The sequence below is a fragment of the Litoribacter ruber genome (assembly GCF_018449405.1).
GTDB lineage: Bacteria > Bacteroidota > Bacteroidia > Cytophagales > Cyclobacteriaceae > Litoribacter > Litoribacter ruber.
This window is the reverse complement of sequence record NZ_JAHCMY010000002.1, coordinates 22049-47340: the sequence shown is the minus strand read 5'-3', so window position 1 is coordinate 47340 and position 25292 is coordinate 22049. Positions and strand designations below refer to the sequence as shown.

The 25292-nt window shown below is 44.8% G+C and carries 24 protein-coding genes; 8 read left to right on the top strand and 16 right to left on the bottom strand.

What is annotated here, in order from left to right:
• On the top strand, positions 1-1116 hold the full coding sequence (locus KI659_RS04895) for a DUF4221 family protein (RefSeq protein ID WP_213944248.1): 1116 nt from the start codon (positions 1-3) through the stop codon (positions 1114-1116).
• A 105-nt stretch (positions 1117-1221) separates the two neighbouring features.
• On the opposite strand, the gene KI659_RS04890 is transcribed toward KI659_RS04895, so the two are convergent.
• The 3 genes from KI659_RS04890 to KI659_RS04880 all read right to left on the bottom strand — a co-directional run bounded on the left by KI659_RS04890 (position 1222) and on the right by KI659_RS04880 (position 3417).
• Complete coding sequence (locus tag KI659_RS04890) at positions 1222-1824, bottom strand: trimeric intracellular cation channel family protein (protein ID WP_213944247.1); 603 nt, start codon at positions 1822-1824, stop codon at positions 1222-1224.
• An 85-nt stretch (positions 1825-1909) separates the two neighbouring features.
• Entirely contained in the window at positions 1910-2530 is a 621-nt protein-coding gene (locus KI659_RS04885) for a class I SAM-dependent methyltransferase (RefSeq protein ID WP_213944246.1), read from the bottom strand.
• On the bottom strand, positions 2527-3417 hold the full coding sequence (locus KI659_RS04880; RefSeq protein ID WP_213944245.1) for a patatin-like phospholipase family protein: 891 nt from the start codon (positions 3415-3417) through the stop codon (positions 2527-2529). The genes KI659_RS04885 and KI659_RS04880 overlap by 4 nt, the downstream gene beginning before the upstream one ends.
• Before the next feature lie 111 nt (positions 3418-3528).
• Here KI659_RS04880 and KI659_RS04875 point away from each other — a divergent pair, with 111 nt between their 5' ends.
• Complete coding sequence (locus tag KI659_RS04875) at positions 3529-3951, top strand: VOC family protein (protein WP_213944244.1); 423 nt, start codon at positions 3529-3531, stop codon at positions 3949-3951.
• A gap of 71 nt (positions 3952-4022) precedes the next feature.
• Here the strand turns inward: KI659_RS04875 and KI659_RS04870 are convergent, their stop codons facing one another.
• Complete coding sequence (locus KI659_RS04870; protein WP_213944243.1) at positions 4023-4934, bottom strand: M28 family peptidase; 912 nt, start codon at positions 4932-4934, stop codon at positions 4023-4025.
• A 143-nt stretch (positions 4935-5077) separates the two neighbouring features.
• Here KI659_RS04870 and KI659_RS04865 point away from each other — a divergent pair, with 143 nt between their 5' ends.
• Positions 5078-6049: an NTPase gene (locus KI659_RS04865; protein ID WP_213944242.1), complete on the top strand. Its 972-nt coding sequence runs from the start codon at positions 5078-5080 to the stop codon at positions 6047-6049.
• Positions 6050-6124: 75 nt separating this feature from the next.
• On the opposite strand, the gene KI659_RS04860 is transcribed toward KI659_RS04865, so the two are convergent.
• The 4 genes from KI659_RS04860 to KI659_RS04845 form a co-directional block, all read right to left on the bottom strand.
• Positions 6125-6382, bottom strand: coding sequence for a DUF6952 family protein (locus KI659_RS04860; RefSeq protein WP_213944241.1), 258 nt, complete (start codon positions 6380-6382; stop codon positions 6125-6127).
• Positions 6363-6677: a thioredoxin family protein gene (locus tag KI659_RS04855; protein WP_213944240.1), complete on the bottom strand. Its 315-nt coding sequence runs from the start codon at positions 6675-6677 to the stop codon at positions 6363-6365. The genes KI659_RS04860 and KI659_RS04855 overlap by 20 nt, the downstream gene beginning before the upstream one ends.
• 101 nt (positions 6678-6778) lie before the next feature.
• Positions 6779-7348, bottom strand: a complete 570-nt coding sequence (gene yjjX, locus KI659_RS04850; RefSeq protein WP_213944239.1) for an inosine/xanthosine triphosphatase — start codon at positions 7346-7348, stop codon at positions 6779-6781.
• Positions 7349-7456: 108 nt separating this feature from the next.
• Complete coding sequence (locus KI659_RS04845; protein ID WP_213944238.1) at positions 7457-8164, bottom strand: YebC/PmpR family DNA-binding transcriptional regulator; 708 nt, start codon at positions 8162-8164, stop codon at positions 7457-7459.
• A gap of 189 nt (positions 8165-8353) precedes the next feature.
• Between KI659_RS04845 and KI659_RS04840 the strand changes: the two genes are divergently transcribed.
• A complete protein-coding gene (locus KI659_RS04840) occupies positions 8354-9688 on the top strand; it encodes an NAD(P)/FAD-dependent oxidoreductase (protein WP_213944237.1) in 1335 nt (444 codons plus the stop codon).
• On the opposite strand, the gene KI659_RS04835 is transcribed toward KI659_RS04840, so the two are convergent.
• On the bottom strand, positions 9685-10131 hold the full coding sequence (locus KI659_RS04835) for a gamma-glutamylcyclotransferase family protein (RefSeq protein ID WP_213944236.1): 447 nt from the start codon (positions 10129-10131) through the stop codon (positions 9685-9687). The two genes, KI659_RS04840 and KI659_RS04835, sit on opposite strands and share 4 nt — an antisense overlap.
• A gap of 133 nt (positions 10132-10264) precedes the next feature.
• Between KI659_RS04835 and KI659_RS04830 the strand changes: the two genes are divergently transcribed.
• Entirely contained in the window at positions 10265-10720 is a 456-nt protein-coding gene (locus KI659_RS04830; RefSeq protein ID WP_213944235.1) for a DUF4890 domain-containing protein, read from the top strand.
• Between the two features lie 139 nt (positions 10721-10859).
• Here the strand turns inward: KI659_RS04830 and KI659_RS04825 are convergent, their stop codons facing one another.
• From KI659_RS04825 to mutY, 5 genes are all read right to left on the bottom strand, one after another.
• Positions 10860-12323, bottom strand: a complete 1464-nt coding sequence (locus KI659_RS04825) for a glutamate synthase subunit beta (protein WP_213944234.1) — start codon at positions 12321-12323, stop codon at positions 10860-10862.
• Between the two features lies 1 nt (position 12324).
• The gene (gltB, locus tag KI659_RS04820) at positions 12325-16809 is read right to left on the bottom strand and encodes a glutamate synthase large subunit (protein ID WP_213944233.1); all 4485 of its coding nucleotides are present in this window, start codon (positions 16807-16809) and stop codon (positions 12325-12327) included.
• 209 nt (positions 16810-17018) lie between these two features.
• Positions 17019-18377 (bottom strand): gliding motility-associated protein GldE, encoded by a 1359-nt coding sequence (gene gldE, locus KI659_RS04815; RefSeq protein WP_213944232.1) that lies wholly within the window; start codon positions 18375-18377, stop codon positions 17019-17021.
• A 56-nt stretch (positions 18378-18433) separates the two neighbouring features.
• Positions 18434-18895 carry a single-stranded DNA-binding protein gene (locus KI659_RS04810; RefSeq protein ID WP_213944231.1) on the bottom strand — a complete coding sequence of 154 codons (462 nt, stop codon included), beginning with the start codon at positions 18893-18895 and terminating at the stop codon, positions 18434-18436.
• Positions 18896-18942: 47 nt separating this feature from the next.
• Entirely contained in the window at positions 18943-20019 is a 1077-nt protein-coding gene (gene mutY / locus KI659_RS04805; RefSeq protein WP_213944230.1) for an A/G-specific adenine glycosylase, read from the bottom strand.
• 164 nt (positions 20020-20183) lie between these two features.
• Here mutY and KI659_RS04800 point away from each other — a divergent pair, with 164 nt between their 5' ends.
• The 3 genes from KI659_RS04800 (at position 20184) to KI659_RS04790 (ending at position 23127) form a co-directional block, all read left to right on the top strand.
• Entirely contained in the window at positions 20184-20492 is a 309-nt protein-coding gene (locus tag KI659_RS04800) for an HU family DNA-binding protein (protein WP_213944229.1), read from the top strand.
• A 64-nt stretch (positions 20493-20556) separates the two neighbouring features.
• Positions 20557-21375 (top strand): tetratricopeptide repeat protein, encoded by an 819-nt coding sequence (locus tag KI659_RS04795; protein ID WP_213944228.1) that lies wholly within the window; start codon positions 20557-20559, stop codon positions 21373-21375.
• 180 nt (positions 21376-21555) lie between these two features.
• A complete protein-coding gene (locus KI659_RS04790; protein ID WP_213944227.1) occupies positions 21556-23127 on the top strand; it encodes an Rne/Rng family ribonuclease in 1572 nt (523 codons plus the stop codon).
• Between the two features lie 109 nt (positions 23128-23236).
• Here the strand turns inward: KI659_RS04790 and KI659_RS04785 are convergent, their stop codons facing one another.
• Both KI659_RS04785 and KI659_RS04780 read right to left on the bottom strand, forming a co-directional pair.
• Positions 23237-24316, bottom strand: coding sequence for an ATP-binding protein (locus KI659_RS04785; RefSeq protein WP_317195921.1), 1080 nt, complete (start codon positions 24314-24316; stop codon positions 23237-23239).
• 253 nt (positions 24317-24569) lie between these two features.
• Positions 24570-25292, bottom strand: coding sequence for a fatty acid desaturase (locus KI659_RS04780; RefSeq protein WP_213944225.1), 723 nt, complete (start codon positions 25290-25292; stop codon positions 24570-24572).

The window sequence follows — 25292 nt, the reverse complement described above, 5'->3', positions numbered from 1 at the left end:
ATGAAAAGATTTTTATTGCCCCTATCTCTGATGTTTGGCATCGCCTGCTCTGACAAGGGTTCCGAAGAAGGAGCTCAGCAACTAACCCTGACTTTTGAAGTGGACACCGTGATGGTGGATGCGGGGGAGGATTTTATTTATTTAAGAAGTGGGCTCTATCGTGCGGAGCTTAGTTCTGATGGCAGAGCATTGTATAATTTCAATGACAATGAAAATCTGCTCGAGGTGATTGATATGGATAATCTTAGGCTTTCTCACAAAATCCCCTTTGAAAAGGAGGGGCCACATGGTACCGGACAAGTATATAGATTTCAAGATTTGACTAATGGGAATTATCTTATATCAAATTTTACTTCAATAGGTATTTTTACAGACAAAGCTCATAGAAAGGAATACCATAAATTTTCTACACTATCAGAAGAGGTCATGGAAAAGGGTGAGATTGTCTCACCTGAGGGTATTTTATTAAAAAATGGAAAAACATATGTAACTTTTTATGCAAAAGGTTGGGCAGTAACAGATGGAATTGTAAAGTTTGATTTGGAGTCCAATGAAGCAATTAAGTTACCCGTTGATCAATTAACAGCCTTGGATAGGTTTACTGTTAAAGTTCATGATAAAACGCAGACAGAAATTAATTGGGTAGGTAAATATTTGTCTTCATATGGGGAAAAAGTACTTATAAGCAATTCCGTGGATAATCAGCTTTTAATATATGATCCTGAAGAGAATAGTATTATTCAACATGATTTCCAAGCTAAACTGACAGCCAACACGCCTAAGGAGTTTGCGAGAAGAGAAGTAGATACGCAGGATGAATTAATGGAAATAGGCAACTCTTTTCGAAATGATATATTTTTCAGTCAATGGATATTTGATTCTACCGCCGAAAGGTTTTACAGGTTAACCTACCTTTTGGATAAGGAAGTGGATGGACAAAAAGAATTCAAAACAGTATTAACCATTCTTGACAAGGAATTTCAGCAGGTGTATGAGGGAGTGACACCCTTGAAGAAAAAGTATTTCAAGCCGTTCGTGAGGGAAGGCAAATTATACCTTTATGAAAATATAAACGATGAATTGGGCTTCATTGTCCTTTCTATTACTGAGGTTTGATCAGATATAAGAAATCCCTAAAAAAAAAACTTATTTTGATTTCTCCGCAAAGAAACTCTGCGAAACTCCTGTTTAAACTCGGTGCAACTCTGTGTCCTTTTTTCTCTACTCCAACCTCGGCAAGCTCAACTTGTACTTAACCGCTACCAACCTGATGATGATCACGATGCCGATGGAAATGAGCATGTTGGGATCTCTGTCCAGGCCAAAATGGTTGAGCACCAAATAAATGATCGCACCGGCTAGGCAGGCACTGGCATACACTTCCCTTCTAAAGAGGATGGGGACCTCATTGGTCAGCGTGTCCCGGATCACGCCTCCCATCACGGCAGAAAACATGCCCATGATGGCGGCTATTTCCACCTGTACCCCTAGACTCAATGCTTTTTCCACTCCAAGAATAGTGAAAAACCCAATCCCAAAAGTATCAAACAGGAATAGAGTTCGACGTAACTTCCCCAAACTCCGGTGAAAAAGAAAAGCCGTTAAGATACCCAAGAATATGGCGTAAAGGAACCAGACATCGCCCACCCATACCAAAGGGTAACTGCCTAGTATAATATCCCTGAGGCTACCACCGCCGATTGCCGTAATGAAGCCCGTGAAGCCGGCCCCAAATAAATCATGCTCCCTATCCTGCACGGCCAAGGCACCGGATATGGCAAACATGAAGGTACCGATTAATTCAAGTGGGTATTGAATGTCCATTTGCTTATCATTTAGCAGACGGAAGAGGACCGGAGACGGGATGTTCTCGCTTTTTTGTTTCTCTGGGCCCTCTGATCCTCTGTGGTTATTTTAATTTCTTCATTACAAAAGTCCCCATGGTTCGCTTGTGGTGCACCAATACGGTTTTTGGGTCTTCCAGGTGCTGTAAATTGTGTCGGTGCATTAGTATGTCCAGCAAGCTCTCAGAAAGCAGAAACCGTGTATTGCCATCTGGTAGTAGATGCTGCCCTTCTTCGGTTCTTTGGCTTTCCTCCACTATTCCCCCCATGGCAGTGCAGCATCGAAGAAAGAATATACCTCCTGGTTTCAACACACGCATCATTTCATCCCACAGTTGGACAAAGTGCTCTTCATTTTTGGCAAAATGCATGACAGCCGAGGAAATGACCGCATCAAAGGCTCCCCTGTGAAAGATCATGTCCTCCACCATACCTGTCTGAAACCGTTGGGTATCATATTCCGGTAGGATGGTTTGGGCATAGATCCGGGCCATTTGGATGGCGATGGGATTGTTGTCCACCCCAAAAATCTGGAATCCCTCCCTTATGAAATAATGGGTGTTTCTCCCTTCACCGCATCCTGCGTCCAGAATTTTCATTTCTTTGGTAAACCTGCCTTTCAAAATCTGATCCAGCAGGTAGATGTCAATATTACCTAATAGGTGGTTAAGCTGGGCGATGTTCATATCAGTTTCTTTTCCTGCAAAGCCTCTATGGTTATTTCACGACCGATTTCAATTATTTCCTTTGCTCTGTAAAATTCAAAAGTGCCGCATTGTTTCCTGCTGATTTTCACGTGTACATCCACAGGGTGCTGCTCGAGGATGTAATCGGATATTCTGTCCTGCATCATGTCCATGGACAGGTTCATCAGGTCCAAAAAGCTCAGGGTTTTGACCTTAGGTGCCTTTTTCTCTCTGGGCAGGTATTTGGAGACTTTTGCCTTGTATTCATTGACCCAGGCAGGGATGGCAATTCTGCTGCTACCTTCTTCCAATACTTTTTGTCTTACTAGACATTGTTGTGGCCCGTTTACATCAGAGGCAATCCTCAGGGTAGCCTGGTTGTCTTTGATCAACTCTACTGGAATGGGATTTAAGATTCCGCCGTCTATGTAAGAAATATTATCGATCAAGGCGGGTTGAATCACGGTAGGGATGGCTGCCGAGGCCCTTATGGCAGAAAAAAGGCTGCCCTCGGTGAAAACTTTTTCCTGTCCGCTGATAATATCCACCGCATTGCAGGCAAAGGGAATCGGAAGATCTTCAATAAGGCAATCTCCCAAAAGGGCCTGGATCACTTGGAAGACCTTTTCCCCCTTGATAAATCCGGAGGTGGAAATCGTGAAATCCATGAGGGAAAACACGTCGACCCTATCAAGATTGCTGATCCATTCCTTGAATTGGGGCAGGTTGCCTTTGGCGTATACCCCGGCGATCAATGCCCCCATGGAGCAGCCGGCCACGGAACTGATCTGAAAACCGTTTTCCTCCAGCACTTCTATGGCACCTATATGTGCCAAACCCCTGGCGCCACCGCTTGAAAGGACTAAAGAAACGGTTTTTTGATCCATAGTATTTAATTAAATTCGTTTTTAATTAACCACAAAGTACGCGAAGGTCCGCAAAGTTTTTCTTTCCGATTTGAGCAAATGCTTTAAACCGAAACCTAAATTTACAATAAAATGACACAGTATAACCCCTTTCATTTGGCTTTCCCGATCAGGGATATTGAGGAGACCCGGAAATTTTATCAAGAGCTGCTTGGCTGCGAGATTGGAAGAAGCACAGACAAGTGGATTGACTTTAATTTCTTCGGCCACCAGCTTTCTGCCCATGTCAAACCTGAAGAACTGCAGCAAGCGAAATCCAATGAGGTGGACGGGAAGAATGTACCGGTAAGGCATTTCGGAGCCATTTTGGAGTGGGATGCCTGGCATGAATTAGCCGACAAACTGAAAGCTCACGGCATAGATTTCATCATCGAACCCTATATCCGCTTCAAGGGTGAAGTAGGGGAGCAGGCCACCATGTTCTTCCTAGACCCCAGCGGAAATGCCCTTGAGTTTAAGGCATTCCAAGATAGGGAGCAGATTTTCGCCAAGTAGTGGATACAGAAGACTGAAGACCGGAGATCGCAGTTTCCGTCTTCCGTCTTCCGTCTTCCGTCTCCCGTCTTTTACAAATTTTCGTCAAAGGCCTTTACCGCTCTCAATACCGTTTCTGCGGCTTGGTGGTAGAAGTCTTGGTCAATGTTTTCGAAGGTGTCGGTTGGCTTGTGGTAGTCGGGATGGTCTTCCACGCCGAAATAGATATGCGGGATATCTTTCAAGTGGAATTGCGCATGATCGGAGCTGAATGTCCAATCATCCTTGCCCATTTCCGGATCATCATGGCCCAACTTGAGGGTGACTTGCCCAAAAGGCTCCAGAGATTCCAATACAGGCTTCAATTTGGGATTGTGAAAAGTGCCAGAAGCATAAAGCTCATTGTTCTCATTTCTGGAAATCATGTCCATGTTGATGTTGAGTTTGACCTGTTCCAATGGAAAAGGGAAGTCTGCCACAAGTGCTTTGGCTCCTTGATGGCCCATCTCCTCTGCATCCACGGCGGCAAACATGATGGAATGTTTGGGTCTGTTGACGGAGAAATATTCCGCCATGGCCAAAAGTGCCGCGGTACCGCTGGCATTGTCGTCAGCCCCATTGAAAATTTGCCCGTTGATCACTCCAAGGTGGTCAAAGTGGGCCGTGATTACGATCAGGTATTCAGACTCGCTGCCGGGAATGAAGCCCACGATATTGGCAGCCCCCTCATATTGCACGCTGTCACGTGGATTCATGAAAGAAAAATACTGGGTAAAATCGCTATATTGGCTGGTCAGATTCAAGCTTCCAAACCTCTCCCTAATATGCTTTTGAGCTTTTATATTGCCTTCCGAAAGAGGTTTTCTTCCTTCCAGCTCATCTGAAGAGAGGTATTCAATATCCGCGATAAGCTTGTCCTTATCAATGTTTTGCGCAACAGCCGCAAAATCCAGCGCTACCCCCAGGATCAATAGGAGGCAAATAAATTTAAATTGGTATTTCACTTCAAATAATTAAATTGTGTTAATACTAGTTGTCAAAATTTGTAGCAATTTGGCCTATCACAATAAAGAGACCTATTTTTAAGTTTTGTAGGTAACAGGAACAATTCTTTCCTTTGTCTATTATGAGGCAATTATAACGTATTATGAAGTCAAAACTCCTCGTTTTAATCTTTTTTTGTATTTCAAACTCATTTGCCCAAAGCGGTGTGCCTGATTTCTTTCTGGATGGCAAGTCCGTGGTGCTAATTTCTAACGCACCATCGGCCCGACCGGTTATGGGATTTGAGGAAATCGCACACCAGGTCCACCAGGGCTTGGTAGAGGCAGGTGGGGATCCGGTGGGGTATTTTGAGCTTGAGGAGATAGTGCTTAATGAAGAAATCCAAGCTGGATACGCCTCCCTGTTTGCCAAAAGGCTGATCAACGGAATAGTTATCCTAACCCGCCTTCCCAATGGTGCTTTTGAAATGAACATGGCGCCTTTTTCCAACAATAAAAACATTGTAAACCCAGGATCTTCCTGGAGCATGAGGGGATCAAATATTAAAGAATTAAATGAATCTTTGATCAAAATCGGTGAAGTTACCCAATCCAAAAACCTGTTGGTGCTGGAGGTACCTGAGTTTCCTCAAGGCAGTCAATCCGGCTCAAGTAGCTACATTAGCCGCAATCCCTTAAACTTGAATGTTTTCAGATTGGGGATTCCCCTAAGCGGGGCAGGGGGGGAGGGCAGCCACCTGACTTCCTTTCGCTATGACTTGCTAGGGAGAAGCGATGCGGAAAGGGCACGATCCCAAGAAAGGGAAAAAGAGCAGCTTCAGGCGGTCTTTGAAACCAGCTATCCACATCAAGTGGTCTTTCTGACCGAGGCTAAAACTTCCCAGGAGCTCATCCGTGACCGGGTTCAGTTTGTCCTCAGAAGGGTGGAAGGCAGAGAAGGTGATTTGATGAAAAGCATGGGCGTGTCGGGTCAGAGTCCCAACCCGGAAAAAGTAGTGGTCAAATATTATATCCACTTCTTGGTGAGGGATGAGCTCTACATTGGCCCCAAATGGGATGCGGATGCTAACTGGCAGGTGGCCTTGACCAATTTTCTCCAAAACCTCAACCCCTAAAAAGCAAAAAGGTGTACCAGGAAGGTACACCTCAAGCTATCGAATTGGGTGGTCAATGCAACTTTCAGCTTACTATTAATTATCTATAGAGCCCATGACCCTTTTCATAAAGGCATTCATGGCTTCTTTTTTATCCATGCCATCCTTGATCATCTTGTGGACCTCCAGAGTACCATATAAGTTGGATAGCAATTCGCCCATAACTTCTATTTCTTCATCTTTTAGCGAAGGAATTTCAGTCATGGATTCCAAAAGTTCAATGGTTTCATTCACCCAGTCCTCATCGTTTTCCTCAATGAAGCCCAGGACATGCTTAATTATTGGCAATCTCATCTATAAGTGCTTTTAGGTTTTCTTCCTTGTTTGTCTGTGTTTGGTTGACTAATAAGCCGTCCTTAAATGTAGCAAAAGTAGGAAGATTGGTCACCGCAGCTAGTTTCCTTGATTCAGGAAGTTTCTCTGCATCTACGTACAAAAATGTGACCGAATCATAATCTTTGGCCAATCTTTTCATCTTTGGCTTCATAATTCTGCAACTTCCGCACCAGCTGGCACCGTATTGTACCACAACTTTACTTTTTTCTGTGATAATTTCCTTTAGGTTGTCGTTTTCTAATTCTTGTAGCATATCTAATAGTTATGATTGTAAGACTAAAATTGAGCACAAAGGTACTGTCTATTAAAATAAAAGTCCAATTGAAAATATCTATACAAGATAGAGTGTCTCAATTAATATATCTTGGCATTCATAAATGGGACTAAAGCTAGAATTATGGCCTGCTCGTAATAGGTCTTCCTATTGACGGCCCCATTGGTAAGAATGCCCACAGCACCATCCGTCTCTTTAGAGTTTTCCCGATTAAAAAAACTGTCATCGGCCTTTCCAAGTTCCATTCCTCCTTTTACTAATTTAGATATAACTTCCGGTAGATAAAAGGTAGACGTTTTGGCTTTACCGATTTTATCGGCTTTGTCCAACACCACCACCCAGGCAAAAGCATTCATTCCATGCCTGTCTTCATCCACGCCGCCTTCAATGCCCAACCAAAAGTCTGCTTCCGGAAAGGCGTTTTTGGCGTTCTCCGCGCGATTCAATGCACCCTGAAGTGTTTCAGCATCCCCCACTGGCTGATCAGCCACATCTGAGGTCACGTTGATGCCCTGTACGATAAAACTATCTTCAAAGCACTGGTGGAAGGCTGCATCGGTGCTGTTGATTTTGACCGGATTTCGGCTTCCGACGATAATCAGGAGTTGTCTTTTCTTTTTCTGAAGGTTTTCTCTTTTTGGAAAGCTCATATTTAATTAAAAGGATTGGACGCTAAATGTTTGGAGAGGTCCAGTTCAATTGTATCCTACTGGGGTAAAAATAAACAGCCTTCGGTTGGTTCCCGAAGGCTGAAGTAATTATGCCATGTTATGATAAACGTTGTTTACATCGTCGTCTTCTTCCATGCGCTCGATCATCTTATGGATGTCTTCTTCCTGCTCCTCAGTGAGCTCTTTGGTAGACATTGGAAATCTTTGAAAATCAGCGTTGGTGACTTCGATGCCCTTATCTTCAAGGGCTTTCTGCATGTTGCCAAAGTCCTCAAATTCGGTATAAATGAAGATTTCACCCTCATTCTCATCGATATCGGAAAGCCCAAAATCAATCAGTTCAAGCTCTAATTCCTCCAAATCCCAGTCTCCCTTTGGGAAACGGAAAACGGCTTTGTGCTCAAACATGAAGCTCACCGAACCAGAAGTGCCCAACGAGCCTCCTGCCTTGGAAAAGAAATGGCGCACATTGGCCACCGTTCTGTTGATATTGTCTGTGGAGGTTTCCACAATTACGGCAATCCCGTGAGGTCCGTAGCCTTCATATACTACTTCTTCGTAATCCTTCTCATCTTTGTTGCTTGCACGTGCAATGGCGGCTTCGATCCTGTCCTTGGGCATGGATGCACCTTTGGCGTTTTGGATCACCGTACGCAGCTTGGCATTGTTGTCCGGGTCTGGTCCGCCCACTTTCACGGCCATCACGATTTCTTTACCCAATCGGGTAAAGACCTTGGACATCTTGTTCCAACGTTTGAATTTTCTCTCTTTCCTGAACTCAAATGCTCTTCCCATATAGATTTATTTCTCGGGTCTTCCTCGGTTGTGTTTGTGTTTCTAAGCTTTAATTTAATGTAAAAATAACAAATCTTTTCATTTCCTCCCGAGGAAGTTTTAATGCTTGGGCTTATAAGAAATATAGTACAGGGATTTAAGAACGAAAACCCCCTAAAACCGTACTATTAAAGAATCAACGCTAGCCTTATGACTTTTTCCTCAGCTTACCCACTTCCCAACCTCCCGCAGAGCAATCATAAAAGAGTCGTGATTCTGGGCGGAGGCTTTGCAGGTCTCCAACTTGCCAAAAAACTTTCGGGCAAACCCTATCAGGTTGTCCTTTTGGATAAAAACAATTACCATCAGTTTCAACCCCTCTTTTACCAGGTGGCCACCTCCGCTTTGGAGCCCAGTGCCATTTCTTTTCCCCTGAGGAAAATCTTCCATCACAGTAAAAATGTGACTTTCCGGATGACAGAAGTGGAGTCCATCTCGCCCGATGAAAAAAGGGTTTTTACCAAAATGGGATTTGTCGATTTTGATTATTTGGTTTTGGCCATGGGGGCGGATACCAATTATTTCGGGATCGAAAACATCAAACAGAAAAGCACACCCATGAAGTCCGTTTCGGAAGCCCTTTATATCCGAAATCGCATCATCGCCAATTATGAAAAGGCCATCAATACGCAGGATGAAAACGAGAAAAGGGCCTTGATGAACATCGTAATCGTAGGGGGTGGGCCTACTGGGGTGGAGCTTGCCGGTGCGATGGCGGAACTGAGAAACAGGATTCTGCCTAAAGACTACCCAGAGCTGGATTTTCATCAGATGCAGGTGATTCTGGCTGAGGCAGGAGAGAGCTTACTTGCGGGGATGACTCCTCAAGCCAGTGCGCACGCATTGAAATATCTGAAAAACCTGGGGGTGGAGGTCATATTCAAGGCGGCCGTGACCGATTATGACGGCCTTACCGTCAAGGTGAAGAATTACCCGAATTTCAATAGCCGCACTCTGGTGTGGGCAGCCGGGGTGAAACCCAACGCTGTGGACGGAATCCATGCTGATCAGGTGGCAGGAAATGGCCGATTGCTGGTCAATGAATTTAACCAGTTGGCTGGGGCGGATTACATTTTTGCCTTGGGGGACCAGTGTTTGATGGCCTCTGAAGATTATCCCCGCGGTCACCCCCAGGTGGCCCAAGTGGCCATTCAGCAGGCAACCAACTTGGCCAAAAATCTGGTTTCCTTACATAAAAATCAGCCCCTTCGGCCCTTCAAATACAAAGACCTAGGATCAATGGCTACCGTGGGTAAAAAACTGGCGGTGGTGGACCTTCCTTTTATCAGATTCCAGGGCTTTTTTGCCTGGGTGACCTGGCTTTTTGTCCATTTGATGGCCATTTTGGGCGTCAGGAACAAACTGTTTATTCTGCTCAATTGGGCGTGGAATTACTTTTCCTTTGATGTGTCCCTTCGTCTTTTGATCAGGCCTAGGATGGTCAAGGACCATGAAAGCAAGGAACTGGTGGAGGATAAGGATTAAAAGATCCTGGCTCCACTTCGGTTGACTATATTTTCAAGGTAATCATTGGGGAGCTTAAATTGCTTTCCTCCCTCTATAATGGAGGCTAGATAGGTTTCTGAAGGGAATATGTTGGGCTGGTTTTCGGGACTGAGGAAGGTGCCAGCTTGGATTTTTCCCTTGTTGGTATGAATGTCCACTTGTTGATAATTATACCCTGGCTCGTTTTTCAAAAAATGCTGCAAATCCTCTTCGCTGATTTCATAGATGGCGCCGTACACATGTTCATTGGGGCTGCTCACAATGTTTGCTCTGGCGGAGCCGTCTTCCATGGGGTGGTTGAATCTAAATCCATATTTGGGCAAAATTCCCACGCCCTTGTATTCGGCTGTACGACCCAGCCTCTCTTCGAAGAGCTCCTGCTTCAAATTGCTCGCATAGGCAAAATATAGAATCTTTTTCATCCAATTAATTTACGCCTTTCAGTGGGCTCTCCCAAATCATCATTAAGATTTGTTAACAATTTATTGGATAAACCCGCTTAAACCTTGGGGTATGGACTGGGTCTAAGAAGTACAAACCAAAACAAAGAAGGATATGAAAAAGCTAATGTTATTTGCCGCAATATTTACTGTAATGTCATTTACCGCTGATGCCCAAAAGAGAGGCGAGCGTAGAGGACAGGAAAGAATGGACCCTGAAAAAAGGGTAGAAATGAGAGTCAATCGGATGGCTGAACAGCTCGAACTTACTGAAGAGCAAAAAGAGCAGGTGAAGCAAATCCATATGGAAAGGGCTGAAGTGCAAAAAGAAGCCCGGGAGACCAGAAGAGCTCAACAGGAAGAAAGAAGAGCAGCTATGCAGGAGGAAAGAAAAGCCCAGCAGGCTGAAATTGAGAAGGTATTGACTCCTGAGCAGAAAGAGAAGTGGGAGGAAATCAGAAATGAAGACCGTGAGAAAATGCGTAAATACCGTGACGCCAGAGGCAATGATGATACTGAAAAGGTCAGAAAGCACAGAGGCAAAAGAGGCGGTGGCGCTTGGAGAAAATAATAGTGTTTGTAGGGTGAAATTAGGTTTATGTTAAACTAAAAAGGGATGGTTAGGTAACCATCCCTTTTTTCTTGACTTTTCCAGTTTTTCAACTTTTCTCCATGAAGCTCAGTGATAAACTCCGCGCAAGACTTTTAATTTAACTCCCAAATTCATAATAGGAGTGATCTTTCTGGGGTAGGGAGCTTTTTCCTTGCAGAAATTTATCCACATGATAGGCTGCCTCTCGTCCTTCCGAAATGGCCCAAACTACTAAGGATTGGCCTTTCCTCATGTCACCGGCCAAAAATACTTTTTCCTCACTGCTTTGGTAATCTTTGGAATAAGGCAAGCCATTATCCAAAAATTCCACCCCAAAAGATTCAAGCAAACCATCCTTTTTGGGGCCTGAATAGCCAATAGCTATGAAAGCCAAATCACAGGGAATCACTTTCTCGGTGCCTTCCACCTCTTCAAAACCAAATGAGCCATCTCCCTTTTCCTTCCATTCAATCTCTACCACTTCGAGCCCGCTGACTTTGCCTTTTTCTCCTTCCAAAAATCTCTTGGTAAGCACCGACCATACCCTTTCCGCCCCTTCTTCGTGTGAACTTGAAGTGCGCAAAGTCATGGGCCACTCAGGCCAAGGATTGCTTTCAGTCCGCTTTTGTGGTGGCTTGGGTAAAAGCTCCAGCTGGGTCACCGATGCTGCGCCATGCCTTCGGGAAGTGCCTATGCAGTCGCTACCGGTATCTCCCCCTCCAATCACCAGCACATGTTTGTCTTTTGCAGAAATGGGATTATTTCCCCTTTCCCCGCCAACCACGCGATTTTGGTTGCCCAAAAAATCCATGGCAAAATGCACGCCTTCCAGTTCATGACCTGGTATTTTCAACACTCTTGGCTCCTCGGCCCCGGTGGATAAAACCACGGCGTCGAAATTCTGGAGGATGTTTTCTGCTTTAATGTTAAAACCTACTTCCGTATTGGTGGTAAAGGTGATGCCTTCTTCACGCATAAGGGAAATCCTGCGGTCTATCACCCACTTTTCCATTTTAAAATCGGGAATGCCGTACCTCAATAGCCCACCAACCTTGGCGTTTTTCTCAAAAACAGTTACCTCATGGCCGGCTTTATTGAGTTGGTCGGCAGCAGCCAATCCTGCAGGCCCCGAACCGATCACCGCCACATGCTTACTTGTTCTTTTGGCAGGGGGGTTGGGTTTGGCCAAGCCCAATTCATAGGCTTTTTCGGCAATGCTCTTTTCGATCAACTCTATGGTCACAGGATCTTTGTTGATTCCCAGGACGCAACTGGACTCGCAGGGCGCCGGACAGATCCGGCCTGTGAATTCGGGGAAATTGTTGGTACTTTTTAAAATGTCAAAAGCCTCGTCCCACCTTTCCTGATAGACTGCCTCGTTAAAATCCGGAATTACATTTCCCAGCGGGCAACCCTGGTGGCAAAAGGGAATCCCGCAATCCATGCATCTGGCGGCCTGTTGGTTAAGCTTTTTTTCATCCAAAGGTTGGTAGATTTCCTGATAATCGCCCACCCTTTCTTCTACCGGTCTGGTTTGCGGCAGTTCTCTTTTATATTTGATAAATCCTTCTTTCTCTCCCATTTTAAGCTACAGTTTGTTTGATTTCACGCTGTTTTTGAAGTACCCGCTTGTAATCCCTTGGAAACACCTTGATAAATTGACTTTTCACCACATCCCAATCCTCCAATAATTTATTGGCCACACCGCTGCCAGTCAATTGAGCATGTTTGGTGATTTGGAGATGGATTTCTTGGCAGTCATCCTCATCCAAGGGATCGAGGTCCACCATTTCAGGGTTGACCAGCTTTTTGAAATCCTTGTAGATATAGGCAACTCCTCCACTCATACCGGCGGCGAAATTTCGTCCTATTTCTCCCAAGATAAGCACTTGCCCTCCGGTCATGTATTCGCAACCGTGGTCGCCAATGCCTTCCACCACGGCCTTAACTCCCGAATTTCTCACGCAGAAACGCTCCCCACCTTTGCCATTGATGTAGGCGGTGCCGGAAGTGGCACCATAAAATGCCACATTACCTATGATGATATTATCCTCCGGGGCAAAAGTGGCGTTACGGTCGGGGAAGACGATGAGTTTTCCTCCCGAAAGGCCTTTTCCAAAGTAGTCGTTGGCCTCCCCTTCCAGTTTGAATGTAGCTCCTTTGGTTAAAAAACCACCAAAAGTCTGGCCTGCAGAACCCCTGAATCCAAACTCGATCGTATCTTCCTCCAGGCCTTTGCTGCCATAGATTTTCGAAATCTCATTGCTCAGCATTGCACCCACAGTCCGGTCAATATTATTGATGGAAAACTCCCCCTTAACTCGGCCACCCTGCTCCAAGGCCAATTTTGCAGCCTCAATGAGTTTTCGGTCCAGCACTTTTTTGAGCTTGAAATCTTGGTCAATCTGCTTGAATATGCCCACATGTTCGGGAACTACCACCTTGTGGAAAATTGGGCTGAGGTCTACGGTATCCCATTTCCAATGCCCATGAATGGGGGCAGCCTTGAGGATATTGCTCTGGCCTACCATTTCTTCAACAGTCCTGAATCCTAAATCAGCCATAATTTCCCGGAGGTCCTCAGCCAAGAACCTGAAATAATTGACCACATGGTCAGGATTGCCCGTGAAGAGCTTTCTCAATTCAGGATTTTGGGTGGCTATGCCCACAGGACAGGTATTAAGATGACATTTCCTCATCATGATGCAGCCTTCCACCACGAGGGCAGCGGTTGAAACGCCCCATTCCTCAGCGCCGAGAAGGGCCGCTATTGCCAAATCCCTACCCGTCCGGATTTGCCCATCGGTCTGGAGCACAACCCGGTTCCTAAGGTTGTTTTTCACCAAGGTTTGGTGAGCTTCGGAAAGCCCCAACTCCCATGGCAGACCTGCATGGCGTATGGAACTGAGCGGGGAGGCTCCTGTGCCCCCATCGGCCCCGGAAATAAGGATCACATCCGCATTGGCTTTGGAAACCCCAGCCGCCACGGTGCCTACACCGGCTTGTGCGACCAGCTTGACATTGATACGGGCTTTGCGGTTGGCATTTTTTAGGTCATAGATTAGCTGTGCCAGATCCTCAATCGAATAAATATCGTGATGGGGTGGGGGGGAAATGAGTCCCACTCCGGGCGTGGAATGCCGCACACGCCCAATCCAGTCATCCACTTTATGGCCAGGCAGCTGTCCGCCTTCCCCCGGCTTGGCGCCTTGGGCCATTTTGATCTGCAATTCTTCGGCGTTGGTGAGATAATTACTGGTCACGCCAAATCTGCCGGAAGCAACCTGCTTGATGGCTGATCGCTCCCAGTCCCCATTTTCTTTTCTCTCAAACCTGATTTCATCTTCCCCGCCTTCGCCGCTGTTGCTCTTGCCGCCGATGCGGTTCATGGCAATGGAAAGAGTAGAATGTGCCTCATGGCTAATGGAGCCAAATGACATGGCCCCGGTGGCAAAACGCTTGAATATGCTTTCAGCTGGCTCCACCTCTTCAATGGGGATGGAGGGGCATTTCTTAAATTCAAATAGCCCTCGTAAGGTCAGTGCTGCCCGACTTTGGTCGTTGATTTTTTCGGCAAATTTTTTATAAAGTTTGTAGTCGTTTGTACGGGTGGATTTTTGGAGCAAATGGATGGTTTCAGGATTGAAAAGGTGCTTTTCGCCCCTTCTTTTCCATTGATAGACCCCGCCAGCTTCCAGCACGGGCATATCGGTGAGGTAGGCGGCCGAATGCTTGATAAGTACCTCCTGAGCCAGCTGGTCAAAGGAAATACCACTTATCCGGCTAAGTGTTCCTTTGAAACACTTCTCAATCACTTCCGGTCCAAGTCCCAAAGCTTCAAAAATCTGCGCTCCCTGATAGGATTGTAGGGTGCTGATGCCCATTTTGGAAAGGATTTTAAGCAAGCCCTTGCCGATGGCGTATTGGTAATTTTCGAATAATTTTTCCCTGGAAAGGTCCTGCGACACCAGACCGGCGTTTTGTAGATCCAAGATGGACTCCAGAGCCAAGTAAGGGTTGATCGCACTGGCCCCGTAGCCGATCACGGTGGCAAAGTGGTGTGTTTCCAAAATGTCCGCTGCCTCTACCAAAATACCGGCTTTGGTTCTGATTTTTTTGCCCACCAAATAGTGATGGACGGCACCTGTGGCAATAAGCGACGGAATCGGAGCTTCGGTTGGGTTGGCGTCTCTGTCTGAAAGGATGATAATGTTGCAACCGTCTTCCAAGATGGCCTTTTCTGCCATTTTGCAGATTTCATCTAAAGCATTCAAAAGCCGGTTTGGCTGGTGGTCGGCAGGAAAGAGAATAGGCAAAGTGGCCGCTTTGTATCCGTCCAGGCTCTTGATTTTTTCCAGGTCTTCATTGAGAAGCACTGGCTGACTGATGTGGATTTGTTTGGTATGTTCGGCACTTTCTTCTAGGATGTTATAACTTTCTCCCAAGCGGGTAAAAAGTGACATGACCAATCTCTCCCTTATGGGGTCAATAGGAGGGTTGCTCACTTGGGCAAACAGTTGCTTGAAATAATTGCTGATGTGCTGGCTTTGGGTGGATAGGACTGCCAAAGGCGTATCAGCGCCCATTGAGCCTAATGGCTCTTGGCCATTTTGAGCCACTGGGACCAGCAGGATTTTGATATCCTCCTCGGTATAGCCAAATAACTTTTGACGGGTTTTGAGATTGTCCAGCTTATAGGGAAATGTCAAATGCTCCGGATTTGGGCGGAGGCGCAATTTGATCCTTTCCTTGCTGATCCATTTGCCGTAAGGCTGTTGCGAACTTATTTGGCCTTTGATTTCTTCATCAAACCTGACCTTGTTTTCCTCCAGGTCCACCCAAATCATCCTTCCTGGACTTACCCGGCCAGTTTGGGTGATTGTGGAAGGGCGGATGGGCAAAGCGCCGGCTTCGGATGAAAAGATGATCCTGGAATCGTCGGTAATAAAATACCGAAGGGGTCTGAGGCCGTTACGATCCAGCGTAGCGCCCATGGATTTGCCATCAGAAAAGATCAAGGCCGCCGGACCATCCCAAGGCTCCATCAGTGAGGCGTGGAATTTATAGAAGTCCTTGCGTTTCTTATCCATGGTTTTATTGTCCTGCCATGCTTCAGGTACCAGCATCATCATGACATGGGGGAGTTCCCGCCCGCTAAGCGTCAGCAGCTCCACCATAGCATCTAAGTTGGCTGAATCCGAGTAGGAATTGCTAGTCACAGGCATGAGCATGTTGATTTCCTGGTCGGTGAAATTGGCCGATTTCATCAGGTATTCCTTGGACCGCATCTTGTTCAGGTTTCCGCGTATGGTATTGATCTCACCGTTGTGGGAAATAAAGCGGAACGGCTGAGCCAAACGCCAATTGGGGAAGGTGTTGGTGGAAAACCTGGAGTGCACTATCGCCAGTGCCGAGCTGATTTTCTTGTTCTGCAGGTCCTTGTAGAATGGAAGTACCTGGTCGGTTCTCAGCTGACCTTTGTATATTACTGTTCTGCAGCTGAAGCTGGCAATATAAAAACCATTGTTGACCCCGGGGACCAATTTGTTGATTTGATGGCTGGCATAGTTACGAAGGACATAAAGTTTTCTTTCCAACTCAATGCCTTGAAGGTTTTCTTTATGCTTTACAAACACCTGTTCGATAGTGGGCATCACCTCTAGGGCCCCGGAACCGGGCACGGTGATATCCACCGGTACCTCACGGTAGCCCAGAAGCTCAAAGCCCAGCTCACCGATGATTTTATTCAACAGCCTTTTGGACTTCTTGTGGATCTGTGGATTGTTGGGAAAAAAGACCATACCCAACCCATAATATCCAGCCTCAGGGAGTTCGATTTGGCTAATGGGTAAGACAGTCCTTAAAAAATCATCTGGGATCTGGATGAGGATTCCGGCCCCATCCCCTGTTTTGGGATCGCTTCCCCGCCCGCCTCGGTGTTCCATGTTTGATAGCATCAGTAAGGCGTCGCTGATGGTTTCGTGGCTTTTTTTATTCTGGATATTCACCACGGCGCCAATGCCACAGGCATCGTGCTCCATGGATGGCACATACATTCCTTGGTTCATTGTCAAAATAGCTAAATAGGTTTGAATCGAATTATAAAAATTACAAAATATATTCTATATTCTGAAATTTAAGATGATATAAAGGCTATTTATATAAAGAAAATTGATGTAAAGATTGTTTTATTTGAAAATTTGAAAAATAATTTGGGTAAAGTTTGAAAAAGTGGTGTAAAAAAAATCCGGGGACTTGTGGCTACCGGATTTGTATTTTAGTCTTCGTGGGAATTGTAGTTGTCTATTTCTTCTTTTTGTGGAAGGATGTGGACTTTTACTTTTTTGATCCTTTTGGTGTCTACAGCCATGATGGTGAACACGAAGCGGTCATATTTGATTTTGGCTCCACCTTTCGGAAGCTTGGAGTTGATTTCCAGCAGAAGGCCGCCAAGGGATTCGCTGTCGCCTTTTACCTCGTCAAAAATTTGAGCGTCCAGGTCTAGTTTTTTACAGAAATCGTGGAGGGAGATTTTGCCCTCAAAAACAAAAGTATTCTCATCCAATTGCTGGAAAAAGATGTCATCCTTGTCGTCAAATTCATCGTTGATCTCCCCGATTATCTCCTCAATAAGGTCTTCCAAAGTCACCAGACCGGATGTTCCCCCGTATTCGTCGACCACGATGGCCATGTGAACCCTCTTTTTCTGAAAGTCTTTCAGTAGGGTATCCACCTTTTTGTTTTCCGGCACAAACATCCCCTTTCGGATCAATTCCTGCCATTTGAAATGCTCGTCCTTTTCAATAAAATTCAGCAAGTCCTTGATGTAAAGGATGCCCTGTATATTATCAATGGTGTCTTTATAAACCGGGATCCTAGAATACCCACTTTTGTTAATCTTGTCCATGAGCTCGTGGAAGTCCATATCCACATCCACTGCCGTGATGTCCATTCTGGACTGCATCACCTGCCGTACGGAAAGGGTACTGAAATTAACAATCCCTTTCAGAAAATCTTTTTCTTCCGTGGTGGTGTCTTGGCTGGTAATCTCCAGTGCTTTGTGCAATTCATCCACCGAGAGCGTGTAACCCTTCTTTTCAATCCTGTTTTCGATTACGTTGCTTAGAGCCATTAGCGTTACCGAAAGGGGTTTTAGTAAAGTGGAGAAAAAGCCGATGGTGGAGGCCATTGCTTTGGAGAAAGGGATTCTGGCCTTGTTGGCATACACTTTAGGTACAATCTCCCCAAAGAACACGATCGCAAAAGTCACCCCTACGGTTTGCACAAATATCACCACCGCTGAAGCCACAGAAGTACCCATGATAGACCAGGTAATAAAGGTAGTCAGCATGACTATACCGATATTAATGAGGTTATTTAGGATTAGGATGGTGCTGAGAAGCTTTTGCGGGGTCTCTACCAACTGGATCACTTTCTGGGATTGGCCGTCGTTTTCCTCATTGAGCTGGTTGAGATCATCGTGGGAAAGGGAAAAGAAGGCCACCTCAGAGCCCGACACGAGGGCGGAAAAAATCAGCAAAAGGATAAAAATGAAACTGTTTATCACAATATAACCGGCTGAAGCCTGTAAGGCCTCAGCCAGCAATAAAATACTCGGATAGGGGTCGTCGTCCATTAATTTATTTTAATCTTTTTTACAAAATTAAGGATTAAAAAATCAATAATCCATTCTTAGAATGGTAGATCATCATCCGAACTGTCGTCCATTCCACCGGAATTGCTCGGCATGGAGGCCGATTGGGCTGGTTGTTGGTGCATGGTATTTGGATTTTGGCTTGGGGCACCGCCGCCTTGGCTGTCGCCCCTGCTTCCCAACATGGTAAAGCTCAGCACCCGGATTTTGGTTCTTTTTCGGTTTTGCCCTTGGTCATCCTGCCAGGTATCGCTTTTGATTTTGCCTTCCACAAAGATCTGGCTGCCCTTTCTTAAGTATTGCTCGGCAATTTTTGCCTGCCCGTCCCATAGCTCCAAGTCATGCCACTCGGTGTTCTCTACTCGGTTGCCCATTTTGTCTTTATAAGACTCGGTAGTGGCCAGTCGCAGATTCGCGACTACCTTGTCACCTTCCAAGTGCTTTACCTCCGGGTCTGCGCCCAAATTACCTACCAAGATGACTTTGTTTACTCCTGCCATTAGTTTGTATGTTTAAATGATGAACAAAAAGTTTTTCTTCAATTTAGTCAAATATTCTGATCGTTCAAATAGTTCACAATGAGTTTGGGTTTGCCCAGCTCCTCCACCTCTTTGGCCGAAAGCAGCCTCCAGCCATGTTTTTGCCCCAATTCTACGAGTTGGGAGAGGGAATCCTTTTGAACTTTGATCTCCACAAAGGTTGAAAAAATTCTTTGATGGGAAAGAATATGACGGTATTTGATTTCGGGCTCGTAGAGAACTGAGGCGCTTATGGCTTCCAATTCCCGGTAATATTTGGAGCTGGCCAGCTCAAAATCATCCAGCTCCTCTATTTCCTCAAGAGGAAAATCGTGGAGTCCTTCCCAGATATCCTGTCCGCCCCTTTTTTTCATCATCAGATTTTCCCCGCAGGATATGGCGTAGTAAACAAAATTTCTGGTTCGTACCTTCACTTTCCCCTTTTTGACGGGCAACTCGCCAATCAGGTCGTTTTGGAATGCAAGGCAGTTTTCCTGCAAAGGGCAACTGGAGCAATCAGGGTTTTTAGGGGTGCATTGGAGGGCGCCAAATTCCATGATGGCCTGGTTGAATTCATCAGGCTGGTCTGCGGGAATCAGCTCATTGGCTAGGCGTTCAAATTCTTTTTTGCCCTTGGGCGAAGAAATATCCTCGCTTACTCCAAAGTAGCGGGCCAGTACCCTGAAAACATTCCCGTCTACCACGGCGACTTTTTCCCTGTAGGCAAAAGAGGCGATGGCGGCGGCGGTATAGCTTCCCACACCTTTGAGTTTCAACAGATCTTTATAATTATCGGGAAATTGGCCATTGAATTCATCACTTACCTGAATGGCACAGTGGTGGAGGTTTCGCGCGCGGCTATAGTATCCCAATCCCTGCCAAAGACGTAGGACATCGTCGAGTGGGGCCTTGGCCAAATCCTGAACTGTTGGGTATTTTTCCAGAAAACTTTCAAAATAGGGGAGGCCCTGAGCCACACGGGTTTGTTGAAGAATAATTTCGGAAAGCCAAATGATGTATGGATTTTGGGTGTTGCGCCAAGGCAGATCGCGCTTGTTTTGGGGGTACCAATGTAGAAGCTGCCTAGTGAAATGCTTGAAATTCAAAACTTTTGAAAATTTAGGGAATGACTTTACGTTAAACAAATGACGCTAATTTTCCTGAATTTGTTTTTATATTGTAATCATTGGTATAAATTTGCAATCCCAAAATGAGTTGGTTAATAGGTTATTAGCTTATTAGATAATACTTAATTTAAATTAAACAGAAGGTGACTAAAGCAGAGGTAATCACAAAGATTTCGGATAAGACCGGAATCCAGAAGGACGATGTGACTCAAACTATTGAGGCATTTTTCAAAGTAGTAAAAGACTCCATGTCAGAAGGAGAGAACATTTATGTCAGAGGTTTTGGAAGCTTTATCAATAAGAAAAGAGCCAAAAAAATTGCCCGTAATATCTCCAAAAACACGGCAATTGTAATCGATGAGCACTATGTTCCGGCTTTCAAGCCATCTAAAGTGTTTATTGACAAAATCAAAAACAGCAAGAAAGTAAAAGAATTGGCTCCTCAGGAGTAGGAAGCCATAAAATGCCTTGTGGCCATCTCACCCATGGCCACAATTCTTTATCCTCCCCCTATTCATGAAAAAATCGCAAATCATCGTTTTGACAGCCGGAGTGGCCTTAGTGGCCGGATTGTATACCCTGCCTAGAGTGGTGGTAGACAATGCCGAGGAAGGGCAGTCGGTAGAAAATACCGCCGCCGCCGAAGCGCCAGTTGCCGAAGATATGCACAACCCCAACGCCAAGGCCGTAGATTACGATCAGGTAGCGGAATTGAGGTCAAAAATGGAAGTTGAGGAAAATAAAGAAAATTTTGCTATATTTGCAGATTCAATTGGCTCGCTTTATGCAAGTTCGGGAAAATACGATAGTGCGGCATATTATTATGCCCAAGCTGCCGATAAAGTTCCTGCACCCGCTAGGTGGGAAAAAGCCGGAAATGCCTATTATGAGGCCTACGGTTTTGCCATGAACCAGGAGAAGATCAACACCCTTGCAGGCAAAACGCAAGATTACCTTAATAAGGTATTGGAGCAACATCCTGAAAGATTGGATCTGAAGACCAAAGTGGCGATGACTTATGTGACATCGGAAAACCCCATGCAGGCAATAGGCATGCTGAGGGAGATTTTGGAACAGGATCCGCAAAACGGATCTGCTCTCTTCAATATGGGCGTGCTGTCTATGCAGTCGGGCCAGTATAAAAGAGCAGCCGAACGATTTGAGGATTTGGTCAGTTATCATCCTGAGCATATTCAGGGGCAGTTTTACTTAGGGGTAAGCTACTTTGAATCCAAGCAGAAAAACAAAGCGAAAAAACAATTTGAGTTAGTCAAAAGCATGACCCAGGATTCTATGATCCTCAACAGTGTGGAAAACTACTTGGATAGAATATAATTGTTACACTTAAAATCAACAAGACTATGCCTTGCGGTAAAAAAAGAAAGAGACATAAGATCGCTACGCACAAGCGTAAGAAAAGACTTAGAAAAAACAGACATAAGAAGAAGTAGTAACTACTTCTTCTTTTTGAGTTTTTAAACCAAACGTTCATTAACATAAGAAAGGAGACACGATTTGAGTACGGAATTATTAATCGATTCTGCTCAAAACGGTAGTCGAATAGCTCTTTTAAAGAACAAGAGCCTGGTGGAGCTTCACACAGAAGAAGACGACTCCAAGTTCAAGGTTGGTGATATTTATCTGGGCACCGTTCGTAAAATCGTCAGTGGGCTAAATGCGGCCTTCATTGATGTAGGATACGAGAAAGATGCCTTCTTGCATTACCAGGATCTTGGCCCACAGGTCAAGAGCCTGAGCAAGTACATCAAAATGGTGCGGAATAATAATTACACCAGCTACAATTTAAAAGGGTTTGATCCAGAACCTGAAATAGAAAAGCTGGGAAAAATTTCCCAAGTCCTTTCTAAAAACAATCAAATTTTAGTTCAGGTTGTGAAGGAACCGATCTCAACGAAAGGTCCGCGACTATCCTGTGAGCTCTCCTTAGCCGGTCGCTATCTCGTATTGGTGCCTTTTTCCAACTCCGTCAACGTATCCAAAAAGATCCGAAGCGCAGAAGAAAGAAGAAGACTAGCCAGATTGATCACGTCCATCAAACCTGCCAATTTCGGAGTAATCATCCGCACTGTGGCAGAAGGCCAATCGGTTACCGAATTGGACAAGGACTTGAGAAACCTGCTCACCAGTTGGGAAGAAGGCATGGCCAAGCTGGCCAAAGCCAAGCCCAGGGACAAGGTAATAGGAGAAATGAGCATGGCATCCTCGATCATAAGGGACCTGCTCAACGAATCATTCGACGCAATCACGGTGGAGGATGAGGTAATTTATGATCAGATTAGATCTTATATTAAGTCTATCGCCCCTGAAAAGGAAAAAATTGTTAAGCTTTACAACGGAAAAGCTAAGCTCTTTGAAAGTTTTGGAATTGAAAAGCAAATCAAAAGTCTTTTCGGACAATCTGTAAGTTTACCCCAAGGGGGCTATGTGATCATAGAACATACAGAGGCCCTGCACGTCATCGACGTCAATAGTGGCAATAAGTCCAATCAAGAAAGTGACCAGGAAACAACAGCATTTAAAACCAACCTGGTAGCTGCCAAAGAAATTGCCAGACAACTTCGCCTCCGGGATATGGGAGGCATTATCGTCATCGACTTTATAGATATGAAAAGGGCCGACCACAAAAAGGCCATCTATGAAGCCATGAAGGAAGAAATGAAGTCTGACAGGTCAAAAAACACCGTCCTACCCCTTACCAAGTTTGGTCTTTTACAGATCACACGACAACGGGTGAGACCTGAGATGAATATTGTTACCAAGGAAACCTGTCCATCTTGTAACGGCACCGGTAAAATCCAAGCCTCCATTTTGGTGGCGGATAAACTGGAAAAAGACCTTGATTACATGATTTCAAACCAAAACCATCCAGATATCAAAATAGGCTTGCACCCTTATCTGTACGCATACTTTACCCACGGTATAGTATCCAAGAGGGTCAAGTGGTTTTTTAAGTATTTCAAATGGGTGAAATTGATCAAAGATTCCTCACTACCAGTGACGGAGTACAAATTCCTGGATGAAGCAGGAGATGCAATAGAACTTCAAGTAAAAAGCGAGGCCGAATAAGGTCTCGCTTTTTTTATGTTTTCAATAGCCACAAAGGCGGGAAGGCGCGAAGTTTTTAATAACGGAGCTCTTATCGAGCGCATTTTTTCCGCATCCATCGTTTTAAATTTCATACCCCAATAAAATCTTCAAATCCCGCCCGGTTTATTAGGGAAGTTGTATGGTCGGGATAGGCTTGAAGAAAGGAGGCAGGGAATCTAGCCTTCTGCTCTTTCCATTTGAATTCAAATGCATTCAGGACTCCATCCGTCTCTTCGATGTAGTCAATTTCTGCCCTGTCATGGGTGCGCCAAAAGTAAGAATTTACATGCTTTCCATCGTAGGAATTATTTTTTAACCGCTCAGAAATCAGAAAATTCTCCCATAGCGCACCTTTGTCCTGCCTCATTTCTGGTATAGTAAAATTACTGATCAAGACATTCCTGATTCCATTATCATAGAAGTAATATTTTCTGCCCTTCTTGATTTCATTTCTTAGATTTCTGCTGAATGCCGGAAGCTTGTAGATTACAAAGGCTTTTTCCAGTAGGTCCAAGTACTTTTCAACAGTGGCTGTATCAATGTTTCCTATAGTTTGGGACAACTCATAATGACTGACCTCACTGCCTACCTGAAAAGCCAAGGCCCGCAAAAGTTTCTCTAAGTGGCTAGGTTTTCTGATGTTTTCAAGCTGCAAGACATCTTTGTAGAGATAGCTTTGGGCTATTTCAATGAGGATATCTTTTTCACTTCCGGGATTATTGACCACGTCCGGATAAAACCCATACACCAGTCGTGTATCCAGCAGTCTTTTGGCTTCCATTAAGGAGCTACCCTCTATGGTTTCCTGGTAACTGAGGGGAAACAAGTGGAATGTCTTTTTTCTCCCTGTCAAAGGTTCAGCCGTGTTATTCTGCAGTTCGAAGGCTGAAGATCCCGTTGCGATGATTTGTAAGTCAGGTTTTGTATCAAAAATCAGCTTGAGCTTTTTGCCGATTTCAGGAATCTGCTGTGCCTCATCAATGATGACCAGTTTATTTGTTGAACCCATCAGTTGTAATAACTGTGAGCTGGTTGCCGCAGTAGTAAAGGCTTCCATAACATCCGCCTCATCGGCATTTAACCATGCGTAAGGTACATCCAATTCCTTCACTACCTCTCGGAGCAAAGTGGTTTTACCAACTTGCCTTGCCCCTAATAATATAATCACCTTCTTTTTAAAACAAGAGGCGATTATTCTTTCTTTGAGCTTTCGAGGGACCATAATTCATTGATTTATAAGTGAATTTACAAAACATTCACCACATATTCCTAAATTTAGGCCTAATATTTCGATTATGTTCTAAAAATTAGGCCTAATATTTCGATTACGTTCTAAAATTTAGGCCTAATTTTTAGAATTAGGTCATAAACCTGCTTTTCCGAGGGGATGAAGAATCTTCACATTAAAATAGAAAATTGAATCAATTTCTCTGAGTACTCTGAGACTCCTCTGTGGTTTCTTTCAACCTCCACAACCTCCACCAAGGGGTGCCGGGGCTGTCGTGGTGCTCGTAGTGGTATCCAAAAAAATAGCAGCTCAAGAAACCCCACACGTGGTTTCCCTTCATGCTGCCTGATTTGTGTTTGTTGTTGTGCTCGCCCTTGTGGGGAATGTAGGTTCCAAAGTAGAATAATTGGAATGTAGAAATGATGGCAGGAAGCATCCAGAATAACACCAGGTTCTCAACAGGAAAAAACAGCTTGAGCACATTGAAGGTAATGGCCATCATCAGAATTTGCCAAATATTTACATAGGTCGTGATAAATGATAAATACCAGCGCCAAAAGTTTCCAGAATGGTGGTAGTCGGGATCATCATCAGTGGCTACATGCTTATGATGTTCGTGGTGTTTGGGGTAAAGGCGATGGTAAAAATTGAAGCTGAAAAGCAATGCAGAGAAGAAACCGATGGCATGATTTAATTTTTTATTACTGCTCACCACCCCATGCATGGCATCGTGGGCGGTAATAAAGAGCCCGGTATATAAATGCATCTGAATCAAAATTGCCAAATACACTAAGGGGTTAGTATAATTTATTTCGACTTGTAGCAAAAGCGCAAGAGAGCCGGTCCATAAGAAGATTATGGACAAGGCAATGATCACACCGGTAGGGTCAACTCTTTTGTGCTCATAAGTTTTCAT